23 protein-coding genes are annotated in these 21,094 nt (G+C 48.1%); 15 read left to right on the plus strand and 8 right to left on the minus strand.

Going from position 1 to position 21,094, the window contains the following annotated elements; all coding sequences use genetic code 11:
• The first annotated feature begins 116 nt into the window (after positions 1-116).
• The gene (gene metJ, locus EPB59_RS00175; RefSeq protein WP_000796267.1) at positions 117-434 is read left to right on the plus strand and encodes a met regulon transcriptional regulator MetJ; all 318 of its coding nucleotides are present in this window, start codon (positions 117-119) and stop codon (positions 432-434) included.
• Between the two features lie 110 nt (positions 435-544).
• Here metJ and EPB59_RS00180 read toward each other — a convergent pair whose 3' ends face one another.
• From EPB59_RS00180 to rpmE, 3 genes are all read right to left on the minus strand, one after another.
• Positions 545-1,822, minus strand: a complete 1,278-nt coding sequence (locus tag EPB59_RS00180) for a malic enzyme-like NAD(P)-binding protein (protein WP_154171285.1) — start codon at positions 1,820-1,822, stop codon at positions 545-547.
• A gap of 322 nt (positions 1,823-2,144) precedes the next feature.
• Positions 2,145-2,582 (minus strand): IS200/IS605-like element IS1004 family transposase, encoded by a 438-nt coding sequence (gene tnpA, locus EPB59_RS00185; protein ID WP_055051091.1) that lies wholly within the window; start codon positions 2,580-2,582, stop codon positions 2,145-2,147.
• A gap of 172 nt (positions 2,583-2,754) precedes the next feature.
• Positions 2,755-2,973, minus strand: coding sequence for a 50S ribosomal protein L31 (rpmE, locus tag EPB59_RS00190; protein ID WP_000643443.1), 219 nt, complete (start codon positions 2,971-2,973; stop codon positions 2,755-2,757).
• A gap of 254 nt (positions 2,974-3,227) precedes the next feature.
• Here rpmE and priA point away from each other — a divergent pair, with 254 nt between their 5' ends.
• The 8 genes from priA (at position 3,228) to rraA (ending at position 11,779) form a co-directional block, all read left to right on the plus strand.
• Positions 3,228-5,432 (plus strand): primosomal protein N', encoded by a 2,205-nt coding sequence (gene priA, locus EPB59_RS00195; RefSeq protein ID WP_154171286.1) that lies wholly within the window; start codon positions 3,228-3,230, stop codon positions 5,430-5,432.
• A 307-nt stretch (positions 5,433-5,739) separates the two neighbouring features.
• Positions 5,740-6,747 carry a DNA-binding transcriptional regulator CytR gene (cytR, locus tag EPB59_RS00200; protein ID WP_055051305.1) on the plus strand — a complete coding sequence of 336 codons (1,008 nt, stop codon included), beginning with the start codon at positions 5,740-5,742 and terminating at the stop codon, positions 6,745-6,747.
• Between the two features lie 167 nt (positions 6,748-6,914).
• A complete protein-coding gene (locus EPB59_RS00205) occupies positions 6,915-7,463 on the plus strand; it encodes an SPOR domain-containing protein (protein ID WP_055051304.1) in 549 nt (182 codons plus the stop codon).
• Positions 7,464-7,621: 158 nt separating this feature from the next.
• Positions 7,622-8,059, plus strand: coding sequence for an IS200/IS605-like element IS1004 family transposase (gene tnpA, locus EPB59_RS00210; protein ID WP_142740806.1), 438 nt, complete (start codon positions 7,622-7,624; stop codon positions 8,057-8,059).
• 160 nt (positions 8,060-8,219) lie between these two features.
• Positions 8,220-8,771, plus strand: a complete 552-nt coding sequence (hslV, locus tag EPB59_RS00215) for an ATP-dependent protease subunit HslV (protein ID WP_000208248.1) — start codon at positions 8,220-8,222, stop codon at positions 8,769-8,771.
• A 56-nt stretch (positions 8,772-8,827) separates the two neighbouring features.
• Complete coding sequence (hslU, locus tag EPB59_RS00220) at positions 8,828-10,159, plus strand: HslU--HslV peptidase ATPase subunit (RefSeq protein ID WP_154171287.1); 1,332 nt, start codon at positions 8,828-8,830, stop codon at positions 10,157-10,159.
• A 106-nt stretch (positions 10,160-10,265) separates the two neighbouring features.
• On the plus strand, positions 10,266-11,183 hold the full coding sequence (locus EPB59_RS00225) for a 1,4-dihydroxy-2-naphthoate polyprenyltransferase (protein ID WP_055051302.1): 918 nt from the start codon (positions 10,266-10,268) through the stop codon (positions 11,181-11,183).
• A 74-nt stretch (positions 11,184-11,257) separates the two neighbouring features.
• Positions 11,258-11,779: a ribonuclease E activity regulator RraA gene (gene rraA, locus EPB59_RS00230; RefSeq protein ID WP_055033444.1), complete on the plus strand. Its 522-nt coding sequence runs from the start codon at positions 11,258-11,260 to the stop codon at positions 11,777-11,779.
• Positions 11,780-11,835: 56 nt separating this feature from the next.
• Here rraA and EPB59_RS00235 read toward each other — a convergent pair whose 3' ends face one another.
• The gene (locus EPB59_RS00235) at positions 11,836-13,239 is read right to left on the minus strand and encodes an MATE family efflux transporter (RefSeq protein ID WP_154171288.1); all 1,404 of its coding nucleotides are present in this window, start codon (positions 13,237-13,239) and stop codon (positions 11,836-11,838) included.
• A 117-nt stretch (positions 13,240-13,356) separates the two neighbouring features.
• On the minus strand, positions 13,357-14,130 hold the full coding sequence (gene tpiA / locus EPB59_RS00240) for a triose-phosphate isomerase (RefSeq protein WP_055051300.1): 774 nt from the start codon (positions 14,128-14,130) through the stop codon (positions 13,357-13,359).
• Positions 14,131-14,373: 243 nt separating this feature from the next.
• On the opposite strand from tpiA, the gene EPB59_RS00245 reads away from it, so the two are divergent.
• Entirely contained in the window at positions 14,374-14,724 is a 351-nt protein-coding gene (locus tag EPB59_RS00245) for a 5-carboxymethyl-2-hydroxymuconate Delta-isomerase (protein WP_154171289.1), read from the plus strand.
• 19 nt (positions 14,725-14,743) lie between these two features.
• Positions 14,744-15,184, plus strand: coding sequence for a DUF805 domain-containing protein (locus tag EPB59_RS00250; protein WP_154171290.1), 441 nt, complete (start codon positions 14,744-14,746; stop codon positions 15,182-15,184).
• A 73-nt stretch (positions 15,185-15,257) separates the two neighbouring features.
• Here EPB59_RS00250 and EPB59_RS00255 read toward each other — a convergent pair whose 3' ends face one another.
• Both EPB59_RS00255 and EPB59_RS00260 read right to left on the minus strand, forming a co-directional pair.
• Positions 15,258-15,617, minus strand: coding sequence for a DUF3135 domain-containing protein (locus EPB59_RS00255; RefSeq protein WP_055051298.1), 360 nt, complete (start codon positions 15,615-15,617; stop codon positions 15,258-15,260).
• A 132-nt stretch (positions 15,618-15,749) separates the two neighbouring features.
• The gene (locus EPB59_RS00260; RefSeq protein WP_055051297.1) at positions 15,750-16,367 is read right to left on the minus strand and encodes a helix-turn-helix transcriptional regulator; all 618 of its coding nucleotides are present in this window, start codon (positions 16,365-16,367) and stop codon (positions 15,750-15,752) included.
• A gap of 304 nt (positions 16,368-16,671) precedes the next feature.
• Between EPB59_RS00260 and EPB59_RS00265 the strand changes: the two genes are divergently transcribed.
• The 3 genes from EPB59_RS00265 (at position 16,672) to EPB59_RS00275 (ending at position 19,421) form a co-directional block, all read left to right on the plus strand.
• Positions 16,672-16,962 (plus strand): co-chaperone GroES, encoded by a 291-nt coding sequence (locus EPB59_RS00265; RefSeq protein ID WP_001026274.1) that lies wholly within the window; start codon positions 16,672-16,674, stop codon positions 16,960-16,962.
• 53 nt (positions 16,963-17,015) lie between these two features.
• On the plus strand, positions 17,016-18,650 hold the full coding sequence (gene groL, locus EPB59_RS00270) for a chaperonin GroEL (protein WP_000729139.1): 1,635 nt from the start codon (positions 17,016-17,018) through the stop codon (positions 18,648-18,650).
• Positions 18,651-18,860: 210 nt separating this feature from the next.
• On the plus strand, positions 18,861-19,421 hold the full coding sequence (locus EPB59_RS00275; protein WP_195707018.1) for a VC2662 family protein: 561 nt from the start codon (positions 18,861-18,863) through the stop codon (positions 19,419-19,421).
• Positions 19,422-19,458: 37 nt separating this feature from the next.
• Here EPB59_RS00275 and epmB read toward each other — a convergent pair whose 3' ends face one another.
• Entirely contained in the window at positions 19,459-20,481 is a 1,023-nt protein-coding gene (epmB, locus tag EPB59_RS00280; RefSeq protein ID WP_154171292.1) for an EF-P beta-lysylation protein EpmB, read from the minus strand.
• 32 nt (positions 20,482-20,513) lie between these two features.
• On the opposite strand from epmB, the gene efp reads away from it, so the two are divergent.
• Positions 20,514-21,080, plus strand: a complete 567-nt coding sequence (efp, locus tag EPB59_RS00285) for an elongation factor P (protein WP_000246892.1) — start codon at positions 20,514-20,516, stop codon at positions 21,078-21,080.
• Positions 21,081-21,094 lie beyond the last annotated feature (14 nt).

Here is a 21,094-nt window from a genome sequence, read left to right on the forward strand (position 1 = left end):
TTAAATAAAGACGTCAACACTTCTAGACGTCTATATGTCTTTGCTTATGGCAGTAAATCCCGCTAAAATTAGGGCCTTTGAAATTTCGATTCGAACCACAATAACGAAGGTGCGCAATGGCAGACTGGAATGGCGAATACATCAGCCCCTATGCAGAGCATGGGAAAAAGAGCGAGTTGGTAAAAAAAATCACGGTATCCATTCCGCTGAAAGTTCTCAAAGTGCTAACGGATGAGAGAACACGCCGTCAAGTCAATAACTTACGTCACGCAACCAACAGTGAATTGCTGTGTGAAGCCTTCTTGCATGCCTACACTGGCCAGCCTTTGCCGACGGATGAAGACCTGCGTAAAGATCGCCCTGATGACATTCCTGCCGAAGCCAAACGTTTGATGACCGAAATGGGTATTGAGTTCGAATCTTACGATGAGTAATGGTGTTCGTTAGCGCAATTCGCTAAGCGAACTGATAACGCTCATAAAAAAGCCCCTCATATAACTGAGGGGCTTTTTTTATCGACTGTTTATCAACATAAACAAGCAGATTAAGCCTGCATGTAGTTTTCTGGCATTGGGATACGAGCAACGCCTGATTCCACTGCCGCTTCCGCGACTGCACGTGCTACGCGTGGCAATAGGCGTGGGTCCATCGGCTTTGGAATGATGTACTCAATACCGAAACTCAGCTTATCAACGCCAGCGGCTGCCAATACTTCCGCAGGTACTGGCTCTTTCGCCAGTTGGCGAATGGCGTCTACCGCAGCCAATTTCATCTGGTCATTGATCTCACTCGCACGAACATCCAATGCTCCGCGGAAAATGAACGGGAAGCAGAGCACGTTGTTAACTTGGTTTGGATAGTCGCTGCGACCAGTCCCCATGATCATGTCGTTACGCACTTGATGAGCAATTTCTGGCTTGATTTCAGGATCTGGGTTGGAACACGCAAACACCACAGGCTTGTCGGCCATCAGTTTGAGTGCCTCCGCTGGTAGCAGGTTAGGGCCTGATACGCCTAAGAACAGATCCGCTCCCGCAATCACATCTTCCAGTGTGCGTTTATCCGTGTTGTTGGCAAACAGCTGTTTGTATTCGTTGAGATCGTCACGGCGCGTGTGGATCACGCCTTTGCGATCCAGCATGTAAATCTTCTCACGCATTGCACCGCATTTGATCAGTAGCTCCATACACGCTACCGCAGCAGCCCCTGCACCAAGACAGACAATCATACAGTCTTTCAGCTGTTTACCTTGTAGCTCTAATGCGTTGAGCATGCCCGCAGCAGTCACAATCGCGGTACCGTGTTGGTCATCGTGGAACACTGGCACATCACAACGTTCAATCAGGCGGCGTTCAATTTCAAAGCAGTCTGGGGCTTTGATGTCTTCTAAGTTAATGCCACCGAAGGTATCCGCAATGTTGGCTACCGTATCAACAAATTCATCGATGGTGCGGTGTTTTACTTCAATATCAATCGAATCCAGTCCTGCAAAGCGTTTAAACAGCAGCGCCTTGCCTTCCATGACAGGCTTAGAAGCCATCGGTCCCAAATTGCCCAATCCTAAAATCGCAGTGCCGTTAGAAATGACTGCAACGGTGTTACCTTTCGCGGTGTACTTGTACACATTTTCCACGTTTTGTGCGATTTCACGAACCGGCTCTGCTACGCCAGGGCTATAAGCCAGCGCAAGATCGGCAGCTGAATCAGCAGGTTTGGTCAGCGCAATACCAATTTTGCCCGCGGTTGGGTAAGCATGGTAATCGAGAGCACGTTGGCGAAATTGTTCTTCAGGAGTTGGGTTGAGGTGATTGTCATCGGACATAGGGCTGTTCTCTTATAGTTATTTATGGGAAAGGTCACAAATTCTAATGTATGTCTTGCAAGCTGCCTAGGTTAGACACTGAGCAAAGCGTACAAAAAAAGCGAAGATCTTGCTGATAAGACCAGTGAAAATGTGAAATGCGGAGAAGAAATAGCCAGAATGTGCCGCTTAAAAGCGTTTTATATGCAGGTAAGTGAATGAAAAAATCGGTATTGATAATGGTGGTGAATCTTATCACTCCTTTCAGAATACAGAATATAAAAATCCGCCTTCTTAGAAGGCGGTTTTAATATAAGCCCCCTAAAAGGGGGCCACGACGCTGTTACTCTCTCAATAACTCTAACTGCTGCTCTTGCTCAAGCTCTTTTTTGTCTTGATGCCGTACATACCGTCTAATGATTTCTTCATTTACACCTACCGTATCCACAAAATAGCCTCGCGCCCAAAAATGATTTCCCCATAACTTTTTCCTGATATGTGGAAACTTGTTGAATAGCCTAATTGCACTCCTACCCTTTAAAACTCCCATCAACGTCGAAATCGATACTTTGGGCGGAATTATCGCAACTAAGTGGACATGATCTGGCTGAACATTGAGTTCCAAAACTTCACAATCTTTCATATTACAAAGAATGTAGATCGAACGATTTAGCTCTTTAGCTACATTACCTTTTAAGATCTTAAAACGAAATTTTGGTGTCCAAACGATATGATATTTGCAACGCCAATAGACGTGTGATGAACTTCTGTAGTCGCCCATGTTATTTGAATCCTCTTACTTATGGTGAATAAGAGTTTGTCTTCTAACATGGGCGCATTTTCGGGCAAAAGCCCTTAGGGACAATCACCACCGCTAAAAGCGGTGGTTTAGGGATGACAATGAAAAAAGGACGCCGAAGCGTCCTTTTTCAAAATCTTGCGTAAAGCAGAAATTACTTCTTCGCAGACAGTGCGCCGAAACGCTTGTTGAAGCGCTCAACACGACCACCGGTGTCAACGATACGTTGCTTACCAGAGTAGAATGGGTGGCACTTGTCACATACGTCTAGGTGCATTGAATCTTTACCTAGAGTAGAGTTGAAAACGAAAGAGTTGCCGCAAGAACAAGTTGCGTTTACTGCTTTGTATTCTGGGTGGATACCAGCTTTCATGGGATAACCTCAATTTAGGCCGTGTCGCCATCCGAATCGATTATCGTCGGACACCACACGTAGTGTTAAAAATAACGAGTTTGCATATCCAGAGAGGTCAACCCTCTAGGATGCCGTAAGGCGCGATATATTAATGAATCTCGGGTTTCGGATCAACCGATCTCGCTGTTTATTTCACCAAAAGCGCGGGTCGAATTTCTGCTACGCTTCCAGTAGACTGTGATCCGTTTGATTTTTCGCTGTTTTGGACCCTGATGCGCCCCACGATTGCCCGAGTTTGCCTGCCTGTCCCTCTGGATAAGTCCTTTGACTATCTGATCCCAGCTCATCTGTTTCCAGTGCTGGGCGGTCGTGTGCAAGTGCCTTTTGGGCGACAAACCTTAGTCGGCATTGTCCAGTCGCTGACGCATCAATCCGATTTCCCTATCGAACAGCTCAAATCGCTGCAAGCGGTATTGGATGACCTGCCCGTGTGGCCGGAAAAACTCCAGTCACTGCTGCATTGGTGTAGCCAGTTTTATCATTATCCGCTCGGTGAAACGTACGCGAATGCTTTACCCGGTGCTTTGCGCAAAGGCAAAGCCGCAGAGTTGACTAGCCATAAAGAGTGGCGTTTGACGGCGCTAGGCCAAGAGCAACTGATGCTTGGCGTGAAACGTAGCGCGGTAAAACAAGCACAAGTTCTCCATTTGTTGCAGCACGGAGCCTTATCTCACCAAGCCTTGCTCGATGAAGAGGTTAGCAGTACGACACTGAAAACCTTAGTGGAGAAAGGCTGGATTGAGTGTGAAGAGCGTAAGCCTGTTGTGCGGCCGTGGCCGCAAGAGCTCGAAGCCAAAGTAGATAAACCTAAACTCAATCAAGAGCAGGCGATTGCGATTGCCGCCGTCAATAGCCACCAAGGTTTTGGCTGTTTTCTTTTAGAAGGGGTAACGGGTTCTGGAAAAACTGAGGTGTATCTCAACCTCATCACGCCAGTGCTAGCGCGCGGCGAGCAAGCCTTAGTGTTGGTGCCAGAAATTGGTTTGACGCCACAAACCATCAATCGTTTTCGCCAGCGTTTTAACGTGCCTGTGGAAGTGATGCACTCGGCGCTCAATGATACCGAGCGCCTCAACGCTTGGCTGGCGGCGCGCGATAAAGTGGCGGGCATAGTGATTGGTACACGTTCGGCACTGCTCACACCGTTTGCCAAATTGGGCATTATCATCGTTGATGAAGAGCATGATAGCTCTTATAAACAGCAAGATAGTCTGCGTTATCACGCCCGCGATGTGGCAGTGATGCGCGCGCATCTGGAAAATATCCCGATTGTGCTCGGCTCGGCGACTCCTGCACTGGAAACCCTACATAATGCGCTCAGTGGTAAATACCACCATCTGCAACTGACGCAGCGTGCAGGGAATGCGTTGCCAACGCGTAATCATGCGTTGGATGTGAAAGGGATGTATCTGGAAAGTGGCCTTTCTGCGCCTTTGATTGCGGAAATGCGCCGTCATCTCTCGGCGGGCAATCAGGTCATGCTGTTTTTAAACCGACGCGGTTTTTCTCCGGCCTTGATGTGCCATGAATGTGGCTGGATTGCGGAGTGTCAGCGTTGCGATGCCTATTACACCTACCATCAACATAGCAATGAAATGCGCTGCCATCATTGTGGTTCACAGCGTCCGGTGATCCATCAATGCAAAGGGTGTGGCTCGACTCAACTGGTTACTGTCGGCGTTGGTACGGAACAGCTGGAAGCGCAATTACACACTCTTTTCCCTGAGTATCGTTCAGTGCGGATTGATCGAGATAGCACTCGGCGCAAGGGGAGTTTGGAATCGGCGTTAACCGCGATCCGCAAAGGCGAATATCAGATTTTAATTGGTACGCAAATGCTGGCTAAAGGGCATCACTTCCCCGATGTCACTTTAGTCGCGCTGTTGGATGTTGATGGTTCACTGTATAGCAGCGATTTTCGCGCTTCTGAGCGTTTGGCTCAGCTCTTTATTCAAGTCGCAGGGCGTGCAGGGCGTGCCAGCAAGCCGGGCGAAGTGGTGTTACAAACGCATCACCCGGAGCACAGTTTATTACAAGCCTTGCTGCACAAGGACTATCACCATTTTGCACTGACGGCATTAGAGGAACGCAAACTCGTTCAACTGCCGCCTTATTCCTTCCTGAGTTTATTTAGGGCGGAAGCCAATCACAGTGGGCAAGTGGAAGATTTTCTGCGCCAAGTGCGCGAAACTTTGCGCTGCAATCCTTGGTTTGATAGCGAATGCATGGTGTTAGGCCCAACGCCCGCACCACTGGCGAAAAGAGCGGGAAAATTCCGCTGGCAACTTTTGCTGCAAACGCCTCATCGAACCTTGATGCAGAAAATTTTGCAAAGCGCGCGTCCTGCGCTGCAACAATTACCATTAGCCAATAAAGTGCGTTGGTCGATCGATATCGATCCGCAAGATCTGAGTTAACTTATCGCCCATCAACGAAAGTCAATGTGTGTTAATTTTGTCAGCAAATTAATGCTTATTATCGTGAGGAATGTCACGGTGGCTATGCAAAATTTGTTAATCTCGCCGTAACTTTCTGTTCTGAATCCCTTAGACTATCGGTAAAATCTGCTCAGTGAATCGTTTCCCTAAGCCAAAAGTGATCGATTTCAGTGCTATCTACAGCATGGAAGCCTGCACTGAAAAAGGTTTAGAGAAAAATACAATAGTCATCATAAAAGGGTGTGATGGGCTCCATCACCGAATCAAGAAAAGAGGGTTAAAAGAAATGGCGACAATGAAGGATGTTGCCCAGCTTGCAGGTGTTTCAACCGCGACGGTGTCGCGTGCGTTGATGAACCCTGAGAAAGTTTCTTCATCGACGCGTAAGCGTGTTGAAGAGGCGGTGCTGGAAGCGGGTTACTCACCGAATTCTTTAGCGCGCAATTTGCGTCGTAATGAGTCAAAAACCATCGTTGCTATCGTGCCGGATATCTGTGATCCCTACTTTTCTGAGATCATTCGTGGGATTGAAGATGCCGCAATGGAGCACGGTTATTTGGTGTTATTGGGTGACAGTGGCCAGCAAAAACGTCGGGAAAACTCCTTCGTTAATCTGGTGTTTACCAAACAAGCTGACGGGATGCTGCTACTTGGCACGGATTTGCCGTTTGATGTGAGTAAACCGGAGCAGAAAAACTTGCCACCAATGGTGATGGCATGTGAATTTGCCCCCGAACTTGAATTGCCTACCGTTCACATTGATAACCTGACTTCAGCGTTTGAAGCGGTCAACTACTTGACCCAGCTGGGGCATAAGCGTGTGGCACAGATCTCTGGCCCTCAACATGCCGCATTGTGTCAATTCCGCCATCAAGGCTACCAACAGGCGCTGCGCCGCGCTGGCATCACCATGAACCCGACTTACTGCACTTTTGGCGATTTCACTTTTGAAGCCGGGGCGAAAGCGGTGCGTCAGCTCTTATCGTTACCAGAGCAGCCAACCGCGATTTTCTGTCACAATGATACGATGGCGATAGGTGCGATTCAGGAAGCGAAGCGACTGGGTTTACGTGTGCCACAAGATCTGTCGGTTGTCGGTTTTGATGATATTCAGTTTGCACAATACTGCGATCCTCCATTGACGACGATTTCGCAGCCGCGTTATGAAATTGGCCGCCAAGCCATGCTGATGATGCTAGAACTTCTGCGTGGACACGATGTGCGTGCTGGGTCTCGTTTGTTAGAAACCAAACTCATGGTGCGTGAGAGTGCCGCGCCACCCAATAAGAAGTAGAGCACAGCGTGAACCGAGCTTTGAGTTGATGACTCAGGCTCGGTTTATTTGTTTTCTATCTCAGCAGTGATGTCGGCAACAAGGTCAAGTTGTTTGGGTATAACTCTGTTATCTGGTCGCGATCTGCTTTAACATGTGGACAATTTTGTTAATTTCCGAACAACAACGTGGCGAATAGAGATTATGTAAGAGGCGGTCGTAGTCCCAAGAAGCCGACCCGAAAAAAAGCAGCGCCGCGCCGTAAACCTTGGCGCAGTGGTTTAGTCGCTTTAGTGCTATTGGCTGGTTTTGGTTATGGTTTGTATCTACTCAATAACGACCCAGAACCTAAGCCGAGCAAAGTCGTTGCGACGCCATCAACCTCACAGAGCAAAACCAAACCTGCGGAAACGTTGCCACCGCCACCGACTGAAAAGTGGGATTACGTGGACACTTTGCCCAATCGTGAGATTGAAGTGGTGGCGAAAGAGCAGCAAGTCTCCGATATTCCCTACGTGATGCAGTGCGGTGCTTACAAAACCGCAGAGCAAGCGGAAGCACGCAAACTGGATATCGCTTTCCAAGGCATCAGCAGCAATATTCGTAAAAAAGCCGATAGCAGTTGGTATCGGGTGGTGCTTGGACCTTACAAATTTAAGCGTGATGCAGAGCGTGATAAACACAAACTGCAGCGTGCGAAAATCGAGCCTTGTGCTATCTGGGCTGAAAAGCAGTAAATCCTCCCTAAAAGCCTGATGTTGATCAGGCTTTTTTGTTGTCATCCCTAAACCACCGCTTTTAGCGGTGGTGAATGTCCCTAGGGGCTTTTGCCCGAAAATGCGCCCATGTTAGAAGACAAACTCTTATTCACCATAAGTAAGAGGATTCAAATAACATGGGCGACTACAGAAGTTCATCACACGTCTATTGGCGTTGCAAATATCATATTGTTTGGACACCAAAATTTCGTTTTAAGATCTTAAAAGGTAATGTAGCCAAAGAGCTAAATCGTTCGATCTACATTCTTTGTAATATGAAAGATTGTGAAGTTTTGGAACTCAATGTTCAGCCAGAACATGTCCACTTAGTTGCGATAATTCCGCCCAAAGTATCGATTTCGACGTTGATGGGAGTTTTAAAGGGTAGGAGTGCAATTAGGCTATTCAACAAGTTTCCACATATCAGGAAAAAGTTATGGGGAAATCATTTTTGGGCGCGAGGCTATTTTGTGGATACGGTAGGTGTAAATGAAGAAATCATTAGACGGTATGTACGGCATCAAGACAAAAAAGAGCTTGAGCAAGAGCAGCAGTTAGAGTTATTGAGAGACTAACAGCGTCGTGGCCCCCTTTTAGGGGGCTTATATTAAAACCGCCTTCTAAGAAGGCGGATTTTTATTGGCATCGCGTCAACTTCTCTCAATTGGCTTGAAATTGTTTTCCGGTAGCCACATATAAGCGATAACTCTCCGATAAAAAATAAAGAGGCCTCTTGTGACTACTATCGTATCAGTGCGTCGTAATAATAAAGTTGTCATCGCTGGTGACGGGCAGGTATCGCTAGGTAATACCGTCATGAAAGGCAATGCGCGTAAAGTGCGCCGCCTATACAACAACAAAGTGCTAGCGGGTTTTGCTGGCGGAACTGCGGATGCGTTTACTCTGTTTGAGCGCTTTGAAAGTAAGTTGCAGATGCACCAAGGCCACCTGACCAAAGCGGCGGTCGAGCTGGCCAAAGATTGGCGTAGCGATCGCGCATTGCGTCGTTTGGAAGCGATTTTGGCGGTCGCCGATGAAACGGCATCGCTGATCATCACAGGTAATGGCGATGTATTGCAGCCAGAGCACGATCTGATTGCGATTGGTTCTGGCGGCAACTATGCACAAGCGGCAGCGATTGCTCTATTAGAAAACACCGAGCTTGATGCACGCACGATCGCCGAAAAAGCCCTGAATATCGCGGGCGATATCTGCGTATTTACCAATCATCATCACACTATCGAAGAACTCGAAATTCCGCAGGCAATGTTGCCGCAAGGCGCATAAGCGCAGATTAATAACCACAAGATAGTGCCTGATAAGCTGAGTGAAGGATTTGAATCATGTCTGAAATGACTCCCCGCGAAATAGTGAGCGAGCTGAATCGCCACATCATTGGTCAAGATAAAGCCAAACGTGCCGTGGCGATTGCGCTGCGCAACCGCTGGCGTCGTATGCAGCTTGAAGAGAGCTTGCGCGTTGAAGTGACCCCGAAAAATATTCTGATGATTGGCCCAACCGGTGTGGGTAAAACTGAAATTGCTCGCCGTTTAGCCAAACTAGCGAACGCGCCTTTCATTAAAGTTGAAGCGACCAAATTCACCGAAGTCGGTTATGTGGGTAAGGAAGTGGAGTCGATCATCCGCGATCTGACCGATGTTGCGGTGAAGCTGACTCACCAACAAGCGATGGAAAAAGTGAAATTCCGCGCCGAAGAGTTGGCCGAAGAGCGCGTATTGGATGCTTTGCTACCACCCGCGCGTGATGCATGGGGACAAGCGGAGCAGAAAGAAGATAACTCCAGCACTCGCCAAGTGTTCCGCAAAAAGCTGCGTGAAGGTCAACTGAGCGACAAAGAGATTGAAATCAACGTGGCGACACCGCAGATGGGCGTGGAAATCATGGCGCCTCCTGGCATGGAAGAGATGACCAATCAACTGCAGGGGCTGTTCCAAAACCTCGCGGGCGACACCAAGAAAAAGCGCAAAATGAAAATCAAAGATGCGCTGAAAGCCTTGGTGGAAGAAGAAGCCGCTAAGTTGGTCAATCAAGAAGAGCTGAAAGAACAAGCAATTTACAATGTCGAAAACAACGGCATTGTGTTTATCGATGAGATCGACAAAATCTGTAAACGCGGTGAAGTCTCGGGTCCCGATGTTTCTCGTGAAGGGGTACAGCGCGATCTGCTGCCTTTGATTGAAGGTAGTACGGTATCCACCAAGCATGGCATGGTGCGTACTGATCACATCCTGTTTATTGCTTCAGGCGCATTCCAAGTGGCGAAACCATCGGATTTGATCCCAGAGCTGCAAGGCCGTTTGCCAATCCGTGTTGAACTGGAAGCGCTGTCGAGCAACGACTTCAAACGTATTCTGACCGAGCCGAAAGCATCGCTCACCGAGCAATATGTTGCTTTGATGAAAACTGAACAAGTGGATGTACAGTTTACCGAAGATGGCATCAAGCAGATTGCGGATGCGGCATGGCAAGTCAACGAAACCACCGAAAACATCGGTGCGCGCCGTTTACATACTGTGTTGGAACGCTTGATGGACGAAATCTCGTTCGATGCGACTGAAAAGGCCGGCCAAGCCTTCGTGATCGATGCTGCCTACGTGAAAGCGCGTTTGGGTGAATTGGTGGAAGACGAAGATCTCAGCCGTTTCATCCTTTAGACGGATCGATTTTTTAGAAACGAAAAGCCCACCTCAAATAGGTGGGCTTTTTTATCTGGGTGATTTGCGCGTATACTGACGCCATGTTGATCGTACTCTCATTATCATGAATAACTCTGTGCAAATTTGGTTGGATGCCGCGCGTCCGAAAACCTTGCCTCTGGCTTTGATCTCAATTTTAACTGGGAGCGCATTAGCGTTTTCGGCCGGACATTTTCATTGGCTTATCGCTGTGTTGGCGCTAGTGACCGCAACTTTGCTGCAAATTTTGTCCAATCTTGCCAATGATTATGGCGATGCGGTGAAAGGCACCGACAACCATGCTCGCTTGGGGCCGATGCGCGCGATTCAATCAGGTGCGGTGAGCTTAAGTGATATGAAGCGGGCGATGGGTGTCAATGTACTGCTGACTATGGTTTCAGGCTTGGCGTTAGTGCTGTATGCCTTTGACAATTTGCAAAATATTCTGATGTTTATCGCCTTGGGCGTGCTAGCGATTCTGGCGGCGATTGCGTACACCGTAGGCAATAAACCCTATGGTTATGTCGGGCTTGGCGATCTATCGGTATTCCTGTTTTTTGGTTTGCTTGGTGTTTCAGGCAGCTTCTTTTTGCACACTGGCTACATTGAATGGAGCCTGTTATTGCCGTCTTTAGGGTGTGGTTTGCTCGCGGTGGCGGTACTCAACGTCAACAATATGCGCGATATTGAAAACGATGCCTTGTGTGGTAAACGTACTGTTGCAGTGCGCTTAGGACAAGTGCGCGCCAAGCAGTACCATTTTGCTTTGTTGTTTGGTGCCGTTGCAGCGTTTGCGGCCTACTTGGTGCTGCAAGATAAACCACTGTGGATCAGCTTGCCATTTCTACTTTGCCTGTCGGTGGTGACGCGTCATGGTCGCGAAGTGTGGTTTACTGAGCAGCCTGCGCAAATTGCCCCGATGATGCCTGTGGTCGTAAAGACCTCAGTGATCACCAACCTTTTGTTTGTAGGAGTGATCATTGCCCAAACTCTGACAAGTTAATTTGCACTCTGTCATTGCAATGACTCAATCACTCTATATACTCGATGGAAGACTTTCGCTAAGAGAACAAAGCTATGGAATACAATACTTCAGCGCTGTGTGATATCTATCTCGACCAAGTCGATGTCGTGGAGCCAATGTTCAGCAACTTTGGCGGCTGTGCATCTTTTGCCGGCCAGATCACCACGATCAAATGTTATGAAGACAATGGCTTGATTCGTGAAACGCTTGAGCAAGATGGTCTTGGCCGTATTTTGCTGATTGATGGCGGTGGTTCGCTGCGTCGTGCATTAATTGATGCCGAGTTGGCCGCTCTAGCGGAAGAAAATGAGTGGGAAGGCATTGTGGTGTATGGCAGTGTCCGTGAAGTGGATGAATTGGAAGAGATGAGCATTGGCATTCAAGCCATCGCTTCGATTCCAGTCGGCGCAACCTCGCAAGGCGTAGGGGAAGTGGACATTCCGGTCAATTTCGGCGGTGTCACTTTCCTACCTGAAGATTATCTGTATGCCGACAATACCGGCATCATCATCTCGCAAGAGCCGCTGAGTGCGGATTTAGGTGAGCAAGAAGAAGAGGAAGATGAGCTGCTGTAAGCGCACTCACTTGTCCTAAGAATCGAAAAAGCCGATGTGAATGCATCGGCTTTTTGTCATTTATCGGCTTCGTGCACTGATCCAAAGTTTGGAGTAAGCTGCTGACGCCGTAATCTCAGTGCATACAAATAACCTAATAACCCACCCAGTACGTTACCTACTGCAATGCCAATAAATAACCCTTCAATGTTGTACAGAGTGCCTCCAATCCAAGCTGCGGGTAAAGTAAACACAAACAGGCGCATAAAGCTCCATTGAAAGGCTTTGAGTGGCTTATGTAAGGCGTTGAGGGCGGAAACCAACATCATGACTACGCCCTGGAAGCCATAGCTGACTGGTACGACTAACAGATAGTGCCATAGCAGATCGCGCACCGCTTGCTCTTGAGAAAACAGCGCCGACAGTGGAATGCTCAGTGGTACCATCATGATAAACACCATCAGCTGAAACAACAGAGAAAAACGTAGGCTCAGAAAGAGCCCGGAAAAGCTGCGCGCAGGATTTTGCGCCCCAAGATTTTGCGCCATAAAGGGTGTGAGAGCTGAAGTAAGTGACATCAGTACCAAAATCAGAATCGACTCAATGCGCTGCGCCGCACCATACGCGGCAACCGCTGCGGTGCCGTGGTTCGAGAGCATCATCATGAGTAGCGCACCAGAGATCGGGTTCATTGCAGTGGAAAGCGCTGCAGGAGTGCCAATTTTTAAAATCTGTTGCCAATCATGGCGCAGATGGGGCAGTGACGGCATAGCGAGCAATTTTTCACGCTTAATCAGCAGATACAGCGAACCGATTAATGCCCCCAGCCAAGAGAAGGCACTGGCAATCGCAGCACCTTGGATACCAAGTTCAGGAAATGGGCCGTAGCCAAAAATCAGTAGTGGGTCGAGCGCGCCGTTAATCAGCCCCGCCAGCATCATAATTTTGGCGGGTGTTTTAGTATCGCCAGTGGCGCGAATCGCGCTATTGCCAGCCATAGGTAGCACGAGCAGTGGAATCGTGAGATACCAGACCACCATGTACTCTTTGATAAGCGGGATCAGCTCATGGCTGGCACCAAGCATCAAAAACAGCGGTTCTATGCTCAATAAACCGAGTGTTGAAGCGGCGGCCACGAGCAATAAGGCTAGCAGTAACCCATGACTAGAAACGCGCGCGGCTTGTCGTCCATCCCCTTGTCCGAGCAAGCGCCCTATGCAAGTGGATAATCCAACCCCAATGCCCATCGTAATACAGTTGACCGCAAAGGTGACCGGAAAGGTATAACTGATCGCCGCCAGCGCCTGTGTTCCTAGTAAGGAGATAAAGAAAGTATCGACGAGGTTGAACATCAAAATGGCCACTAAACCGAAAATCATCGGCACGGTCATTTGTCGTAAAACGAGAGAAATAGGGGCTGAAAGCAGACCGTGTTTATCTTGCATAGGATGGTGCGCGCGAAGGAACAAGGTGCCTAGCATACCTGAACTTAAAAACAGGGACTAGGGAAGGGAACCTAAGGGGTGAATCGCAAGATGTTAAAAAGAATAAGGCCAGCATTATGCTGGCCTTGAACGATAGGTTGCGAGAGTCGCAAATTACGCTTTTTTCGCTTCAGCTGCTGCTTTCGCGATCGCGGCAAAGCCTTTCGCATCCAGTGATGCACCGCCAACCAGCGCACCATCGATGTCTGGTTGTGCAAAGTAAGACGCTGCGTTTTCTGGTTTTACAGAACCGCCGTACTGGATGATCACTTGCTCTGCTACTGCAGCATCTTTCGCTGCGATCAGTGCACGGATTGACGCGTGGATACGCTGTGCATCATCTGCTGTTGCTGCTTTACCAGTACCGATCGCCCAGATTGGTTCGTAAGCGATGATCGCGCCGTTTAGGGCTTCAACACCGTAAGCGTCGATCACTGCGTTGATTTGGCGAGCACATACCGCTTCTGTTTCGCCCGCTTCGTTTTGCGCTTCAGTTTCACCGATACAGAATACTGGCGTTAGGCCGTTTTCTTTCAGGAACGCAAATTTCTTAGCGACGAACTCATCTGATTCTTTGTGGTAATCACGACGCTCAGAGTGACCGATGATGATGTGCGAAGCACCGAAATCTTTCAGCATCGCAGGAGACATATCACCGGTGTACGCACCGCTGTTGTGAGTATCGGTGTTTTGCGCACCTAGGATCAGCTTGTTGCCGCCTTCTTTGATCAGGCGCTCTGCCATATCCAAATACATTGCTGGTGGCGCAACGACTACATCAACACCCGCAACACCTTCAAGTTCTGCATTCAAGCCGTTTAGCAGGTCAGTGACCATAGCTTTGCTGCCATTCAGTTTCCAGTTACCCATCACAACAGGACGACGCATAGGAATATCTCCATATCTAATCAATGTAAAAAATAAACTCGCAGGACTATAGCAGAATAAATTCGTCAGATCATGACTCGTATCATGTCTTTATGGGATCTCACAGACGCGACAAATCAGCAATCGAGTGATCTCAGTGACAGATTATTCGGTAGTGGCTCGGTTTTTGTGGTTTAACTTGTTATTACTATTCCTCTCTTTAAGTCGGAACTACTTTTATCCACTGTTAGCAAGGAACTGCCAATGCCCAATCTCGTTATGGAATACTCAAATTCAGTCGATGAACGCATCAACGTGCAAGGACTATTGGAAGATTTGCATCAAGCCGCGATTGATTCAGGACTGTTTGAAACAAGTTCGGTAAAATCCCGTGCACTGCGCTGCCACCATTGGTTGATTGGCGATGAAGGCGACAGCGTCGATTTTATTCACATCAGCTTTGAGCTGTTAGCAGGACGCAGTGCGGAGCAAAAACGTGAATTATCGCGTAAGCTAATGGAGATTTTGGTGGCGAAAGCCAGTCATGTACGCAGTTTGACCATTAATATTCGAGATATGGACACGGACTGCTTTCAAAAAGTCATCAATCGATGATCTTGTTTAGGTAAAAATCATGTCGTTACAAACACTGTTGTTTTCTTTTCAGGGGCGTATTGGACGCCAAACGTTCTGGCTGTGGAACATCTGTTACTACGCGATGATCGCGGGGTTTGCGATTGGATCTAATCAGTTGTTTCCGGATGTCGCACACCTGATCTTGCCAGTTTTTCTGCTGTTGGTTTTAGTTCCGGATTTAGCGATTACTGCCAAACGGTGGCATGACCGTGATAAATCCAGCTGGTGGCTGCTGCTGAATGTTCCTTTGGTGATTGGTCGCATGACATTGCCAGCCGGAGAGTTGGCGGCTAGTGCGCAACCTGGTGTGATGGAAACGCTAGTGTCGTTAGTTGCACTACTGTGTGGGGCATGGATTCTGGTGGAGTGTGGATTTCTTGCTGGGAGTGACGGCCATAACCGATTTGGTCCACAACCTCAAGGGTTGAAAAAAGCCTAAACGTAGGGTTGAGATGAAGAGGAGGCGAATGCCTCCTCTTCATTTATTCGATGCTGACGCTTGTAAAGCGCGATTAACGCCAGCCATCGTCCTGAACGGCTCGTGGGCGAAATGGCACAATTTCAGCAACGGTGTTTTGCTGCAAATCCCCATCCAACGCATTACGAAAACGCACCATTTGTTGGCTGAGCTCGCGCATCAAAATAACATTGGTGTGTACTGGGTTTTTGCACTGGCCCACGACTCGATCGATATGGCTTTGTTGCGCCCAGAGTCGATTCTGCATAGCAAGTGAAGCGGAGAGAATCATCTCTTCGCACATCTCTTTTTTAAACTGCTCAAAAGCATCGGGATGATGTTTCGCAAGGGCAACCAACTCATCAAAAGGTGGTAATACCTGATTATAGGGTTCGGGTAAATGAGGGGGTGTCATGTTTCGATCCTCCGCCTTTTGGCAAACTGATGCTTTTATCAACAGTTCAAGCTTAAGCGATTTTTATTGAGCTTGGCGGAACGAATGTCGAGCTTCTTATAAATAAGACAGAATTGGTCGACATGGTGTTTGTCATCGCGCTGAAATGAAGTAAGTGCAGCGACGCTCTCCGCTAACAATGTGTTCGCGGCGTTCGATGTGGCAGCCTTCTCCCAATAAGCGACGAAAGACATTTAACTCAGATTGGCACAGGTTTGGGCAGCGAGTCGCGGCTTTACAAATTGGGCAGTGGTTTTCGATCAAGATAAATCCTTGATCACGGATTTCTAGCTCAGCCATGTAGCCTTCTTGTTCACGCAGCGCCACTAAAGCTTCGAGCTTATCTTGTAAAGAATGGCAGTGGGTTAAGGCCTGTTGGTAAGCGGCGAAAGTTTGCGCTTCTCGTTCCGCTGCGACTTTGGCTAATCCTTCTTGCCCAAAAATATGCTCAACCGCATCAATTACTTGAATGGTCAGTTCACCATGACGATCGGCAAACTGATTGTGTCCTTTCGCCGTTAAAGACCAGTGGCGAGTTGGGCGGCCGACTTTCACTTTCACATCATAAAACGAGAGTACACCGTCATCTTCCAAACTTTGCAAATGCTGACGAGCACCCATGGTCGTAATGCCTAGGTCTTCAGCAAGTTGTTTGGCGGTTACGGAGCCTTCACGTTTAATGGTGTGAAGAATGCGGTCAACCGTTTTCATCGTCTCTGGTTATCCTTGTTCTAAAAGGTTGGGGCGCTGATTTGTGTTGAGTGTCAGCGCATCTCTTCTCTGTCGTTATTATGGAACGCGAATTTAATAAAGCAAACCATTTACTATATCGATGATCGCCACCGCTCACTTACCAAGGAAAGAGGAGGGGTTGGTGTTTGAAAATGTTAATTTAATCACGTTTTTTTACGCTTGCCCCCTTGGGATATGGCACAACTTACCCCACATAAGTGACACATGCTGATGATCAGCGTTTTATCAACCATACGGAAAATTAAATCAGGAGAGACGACCGATGAATATTCGTCCATTACATGACCGAGTGATCGTTGAACGCCAAGAAGTTGAATCAAAATCTGCTGGTGGAATTGTTCTAACTGGTTCTGCGGCGGAAAAATCAACGCGCGGTAAAGTGTTGGCTGTTGGTAAAGGCCGCATTCTAGAGAACGGTTCTGTTCAACCTTTGGACGTCAAAGTAGGCGACACCGTGATCTTCGCAGAAAGCTACGGCACAAAAACAGAAAAGATCGATGGCAAAGAAGTGCTGATCTTGGCTGAACATGACATTTTGGCAATCGTTGAATAATTGATTCTGAATCCCAACGAAATCAATAACTGAATTTAGAAAGGAAATGAAAAATGGCTGCTAAAGACGTACGTTTTGGTAATGACGCTCGTGTAAAAATGCTAGAAGGCGTAAACATTCTAGCCGATGCGGTAAAAGTAACCTTAGGCCCTAAAGGCCGTAACGTGGTTCTCGACAAATCTTTCGGTGCACCAACCATTACTAAAGATGGTGTATCTGTGGCGCGTGAAATTGAACTGGAAGACAAATTCCAGAACATGGGCGCACAAATGGTGAAAGAAGTCGCTTCTCAAGCCAACGATGCGGCGGGCGACGGTACAACCACAGCCACCGTACTGGCTCAAGCGATTGTGAATGAAGGCCTAAAAGCGGTAGCGGCAGGCATGAACCCAATGGATCTGAAGCGCGGTATCGATAAAGCGGTTATCGCTGCGGTAGAAGAGTTGAAAGCACTGTCAGTGACTTGTGCCGATACTAAAGCGATTGCGCAAGTAGGTACTATCTCCGCTAACTCAGACTCTAGCGTGGGCAACATCATTGCTGAAGCGATGGAAAAAGTGGGTCGCGATGGCGTGATCACCGTTGAAGAAGGCCAAGCGCTGCAAGACGAGCTGGATGTGGTAGAGGGTATGCAGTTTGACCGTGGCTACCTGTCACCGTACTTCATCAACAACCAAGAATCAGGCAGCGTAGAACTGGATAACCCATTCATCCTGCTGGTGGATAAGAAAATTTCTAACATCCGTGAACTGCTGCCAGTACTGGAAGGCGTGGCAAAAGCCTCTCGTCCACTGCTGATCGTGGCTGAAGATGTGGAAGGCGAAGCGCTGGCGACTCTGGTTGTGAACAACATGCGTGGTATCGTGAAAGTAGCGGCAGTCAAAGCACCTGGCTTTGGTGATCGTCGTAAAGCGATGCTGCAAGATATCGCGATTCTGACTGGCGGTGTTGTGATCTCTGAAGAGATCGGTCTGGAGCTGGAAAAAGCGACTCTGGAAGACCTAGGTCAAGCGAAACGCGTTTCTATCACCAAAGAAAACTCAACCATCATTGATGGTGCTGGCGATCAAGCTGCGATCCAAGGTCGTGTTGCGCAGATCCGTCAACAAATCGAAGAAGCCACTTCTGACTACGACAAAGAGAAACTGCAAGAGCGCGTAGCAAAACTGGCTGGCGGCGTTGCGGTTATCAAAGTGGGCGCTGCGACTGAAGTTGAAATGAAAGAGAAGAAAGATCGCGTAGAAGACGCGCTGCACGCGACTCGCGCTGCGGTAGAAGAAGGCGTGGTAGCCGGTGGTGGCGTAGCCCTGATCCGTGCTGCATCTAAGCTATCTTCTCTAGAAGGCGACAACGAAGAGCAAAACGTAGGTATCCGTGTGGCACTACGTGCAATGGAAGCGCCACTGCGTCAAATCGTGAAAAACGCGGGTGACGAAGAGTCAGTGGTTGCGAACAACGTACGTGCAGGCGAAGGTAACTACGGTTACAACGCGGCAACTGGCGTTTACGGCGACATGATCGAAATGGGTATTCTGGATCCAACCAAAGTAACCCGTTCTGCTCTGCAATTCGCAGCTTCTGTTGCGGGTCTAATGATCACCACTGAAGCGATGATCACTGAACTGCCGAAGAAAGATGCACCAGCAATGCCAGACATGGGCATGGGTGGCATGGGCGGCATGATGTAATAATCCCCCTTAGCCGAAAAAACCGGAGCCCAAGCTCCGGTTTTTTTATGCCGTTTTTATCGCAAAGCAGCGTGAGTATTGGTAAGTATAGCGAAGTGAATGCCTATAAACTGTGCGGAAAACTGACACAATATTCACATTACCTTATGCAAGATATGGATAATGTTGCTCAGTTTTCCCCCTTGTCCATCCTGATTGGAGGTTATTTTTATGAATAAGCCGTTTGCTTTGATGGCGCTTACTGCAGCAATGGCTGCTCCGGCCGCACTGGCTTCAACCCCAGTTATGTTCTCTTCTATCGACAACTTCAACACGCCAGATGCTAACCAAGTTGCGGGTGTGCGTTTGTCCGCACTGCACGGTAAAGTGAATGAAGTCAAAGGGGTCGATTTTTCGATTCTTGGCCTGTCTGAAACCGACAAAACCACAGGTGTGAACTTTGGCTTATTGTTCGGTGCAAGCAAAGTCAACCAAGAGATGACCGGTGCATCACTGGGTCTTTTGAACTGGAACACCGGTAATACTTACGGTGCGAACTTGGGTCTGGTTAACCTGACTAACGACGTTAAAGGCGCTAACTTGAGTTTTGTGAACTATTCAGAAGGTAACACCTTGGTTGACCTAGGTGCGGCTAACTTCTCGAACACTTCTACTGTTCAGTTTGGTCTATTCAACAAAACTGCAAAAATTGAAGGCGTACAGATTGGTTTGATCAACTGTGCGGACAACGGTTTCTTTAAGTGTTTCCCAATCATTAACTTTGCGAAGTAATGATGCAGAAAGCGTTGCCTAGGCAACGCTTTTTTCTTTACTCAAGATGCAGATCAAGCGGTGTCTTGCTGGGTCTACCACCGATTTCTCGGGTTAATTTTGGCACCAGATAGCCGGAAACCCGCTCAATCAAGCCGGCCATAATCTGCCTTGCTTCCTCATCACTCACGTAAAAATGCGCCGCGCCTTGCACTTTATCCAACACATGCAAGTAATAAGGCAGAATGCCTGCATCAAACAAGGTTTCGCTGAGCGCCACTTGTGCGTCAACCGTGTCATTGACCCCTTTGAGCAGCACACCTTGGTTAAGTAAAGTCACGTTCACTGCGCGTAAGCGTGCCATTTGCTGTTTGAGCTCCAGATTGATTTCATTGGCGTGGTTGATGTGTGTCACTAGCAGTACTTGCAAACGAGTTTGAGCGAACAGTTCAACCAATTCATCGGTGATGCGCGCGGGGATCACCACGGGTAATCGTGAGTGAATTCGCAGTCGTTTGATGTGCGGAATTGCTGTGATACGTTCCATCAGCCATGCGAGTTCATGATCCTTGGCCATTAAAGGATCACCGCCGGAGAAAATCACTTCGTTGAGCTGTGGATTTTGCGCAATGTAATCGAGGCTTTGCTGCCAAATTGCTTTACTGCCTTTGTTATCTTCATAAGGGAAATGACGACGGAAACAGTAGCGGCAGTTGATGGCGCAACCGCCTTTCACGATCAGCAAGCAACGATTTTGGTACTTGTGCAGCAAGCCTGGAATAGCGTTGTTTTGCTCATCCAGAGGATCATTGGAATAGCCAGGATGTACTTCAAATTCTGCATTTAAGGGCAAAACTTGGCGTAAAAGTGGATCGTAAGGATTGCCTTTTTGCATGCGATCGACAAAACTTTGCGGCACCCGCTGCGCAAACAGTTTGCGCGCTTCAAATCCGTCTTGCCATGGCGAAGGATCGATCTCAAGTTGCTGCAACAATTGCAGAGGATCGGAGATCGCGTTTGCCAGCTGTTGCAACCAGTTTTGCTCAACAGAAATGACTTTTCGGGTTATGATGTGCGGCATTGATTTTAACTCGAAGATAGTAAGAGGAAAAAATGGCTACTGTTAGCACGAATGAATTTAAAGGCGGTCTCAAAATTATGCTTGATAACGAGCCTTGTGTCATTCTCGAAAACGAGTATGTAAAACCAGGTAAAGGTCAGGCATTCAACCGCGTGAGAATCCGTAAGCTGCTTACTGGTAAAGTTCTGGAAAAAACCTTTAAGTCAGGTGACACCGCAGAAGTTGCAGATGTTATCGATATCGATCTGGATTACCTGTACAACGATGGCGAATTCTACCACTTCATGAACAACAGCACATTCGAACAGCTTGCTGCAGATGCAAAAGCGGTTGGCGAGAATGCGAAATGGTTGGTAGAAAACAACACTTGTATGCTGACGCTGTGGAATGGTAACCCAATCGCGGTAACTCCACCAAACTTCGTTGAGCTAGAAGTGACAGAAACTGATCCAGGCGTAAAAGGTGACACTCAAGGTACTGGCGGTAAACCAGCAACTCTGTCTACTGGTGCAGTCGTTCGTGTACCTCTATTCGTACAGATCGGCGAAGTGATCAAAGTGGACACTCGCTCTGCAGAATACGTTGGCCGTGTGAAGTAATCACCTCGGTAACA

The sequence above is a fragment of the Vibrio metoecus genome, assembly GCF_009665255.1.
Lineage (GTDB): Bacteria > Pseudomonadota > Gammaproteobacteria > Enterobacterales > Vibrionaceae > Vibrio > Vibrio metoecus_B.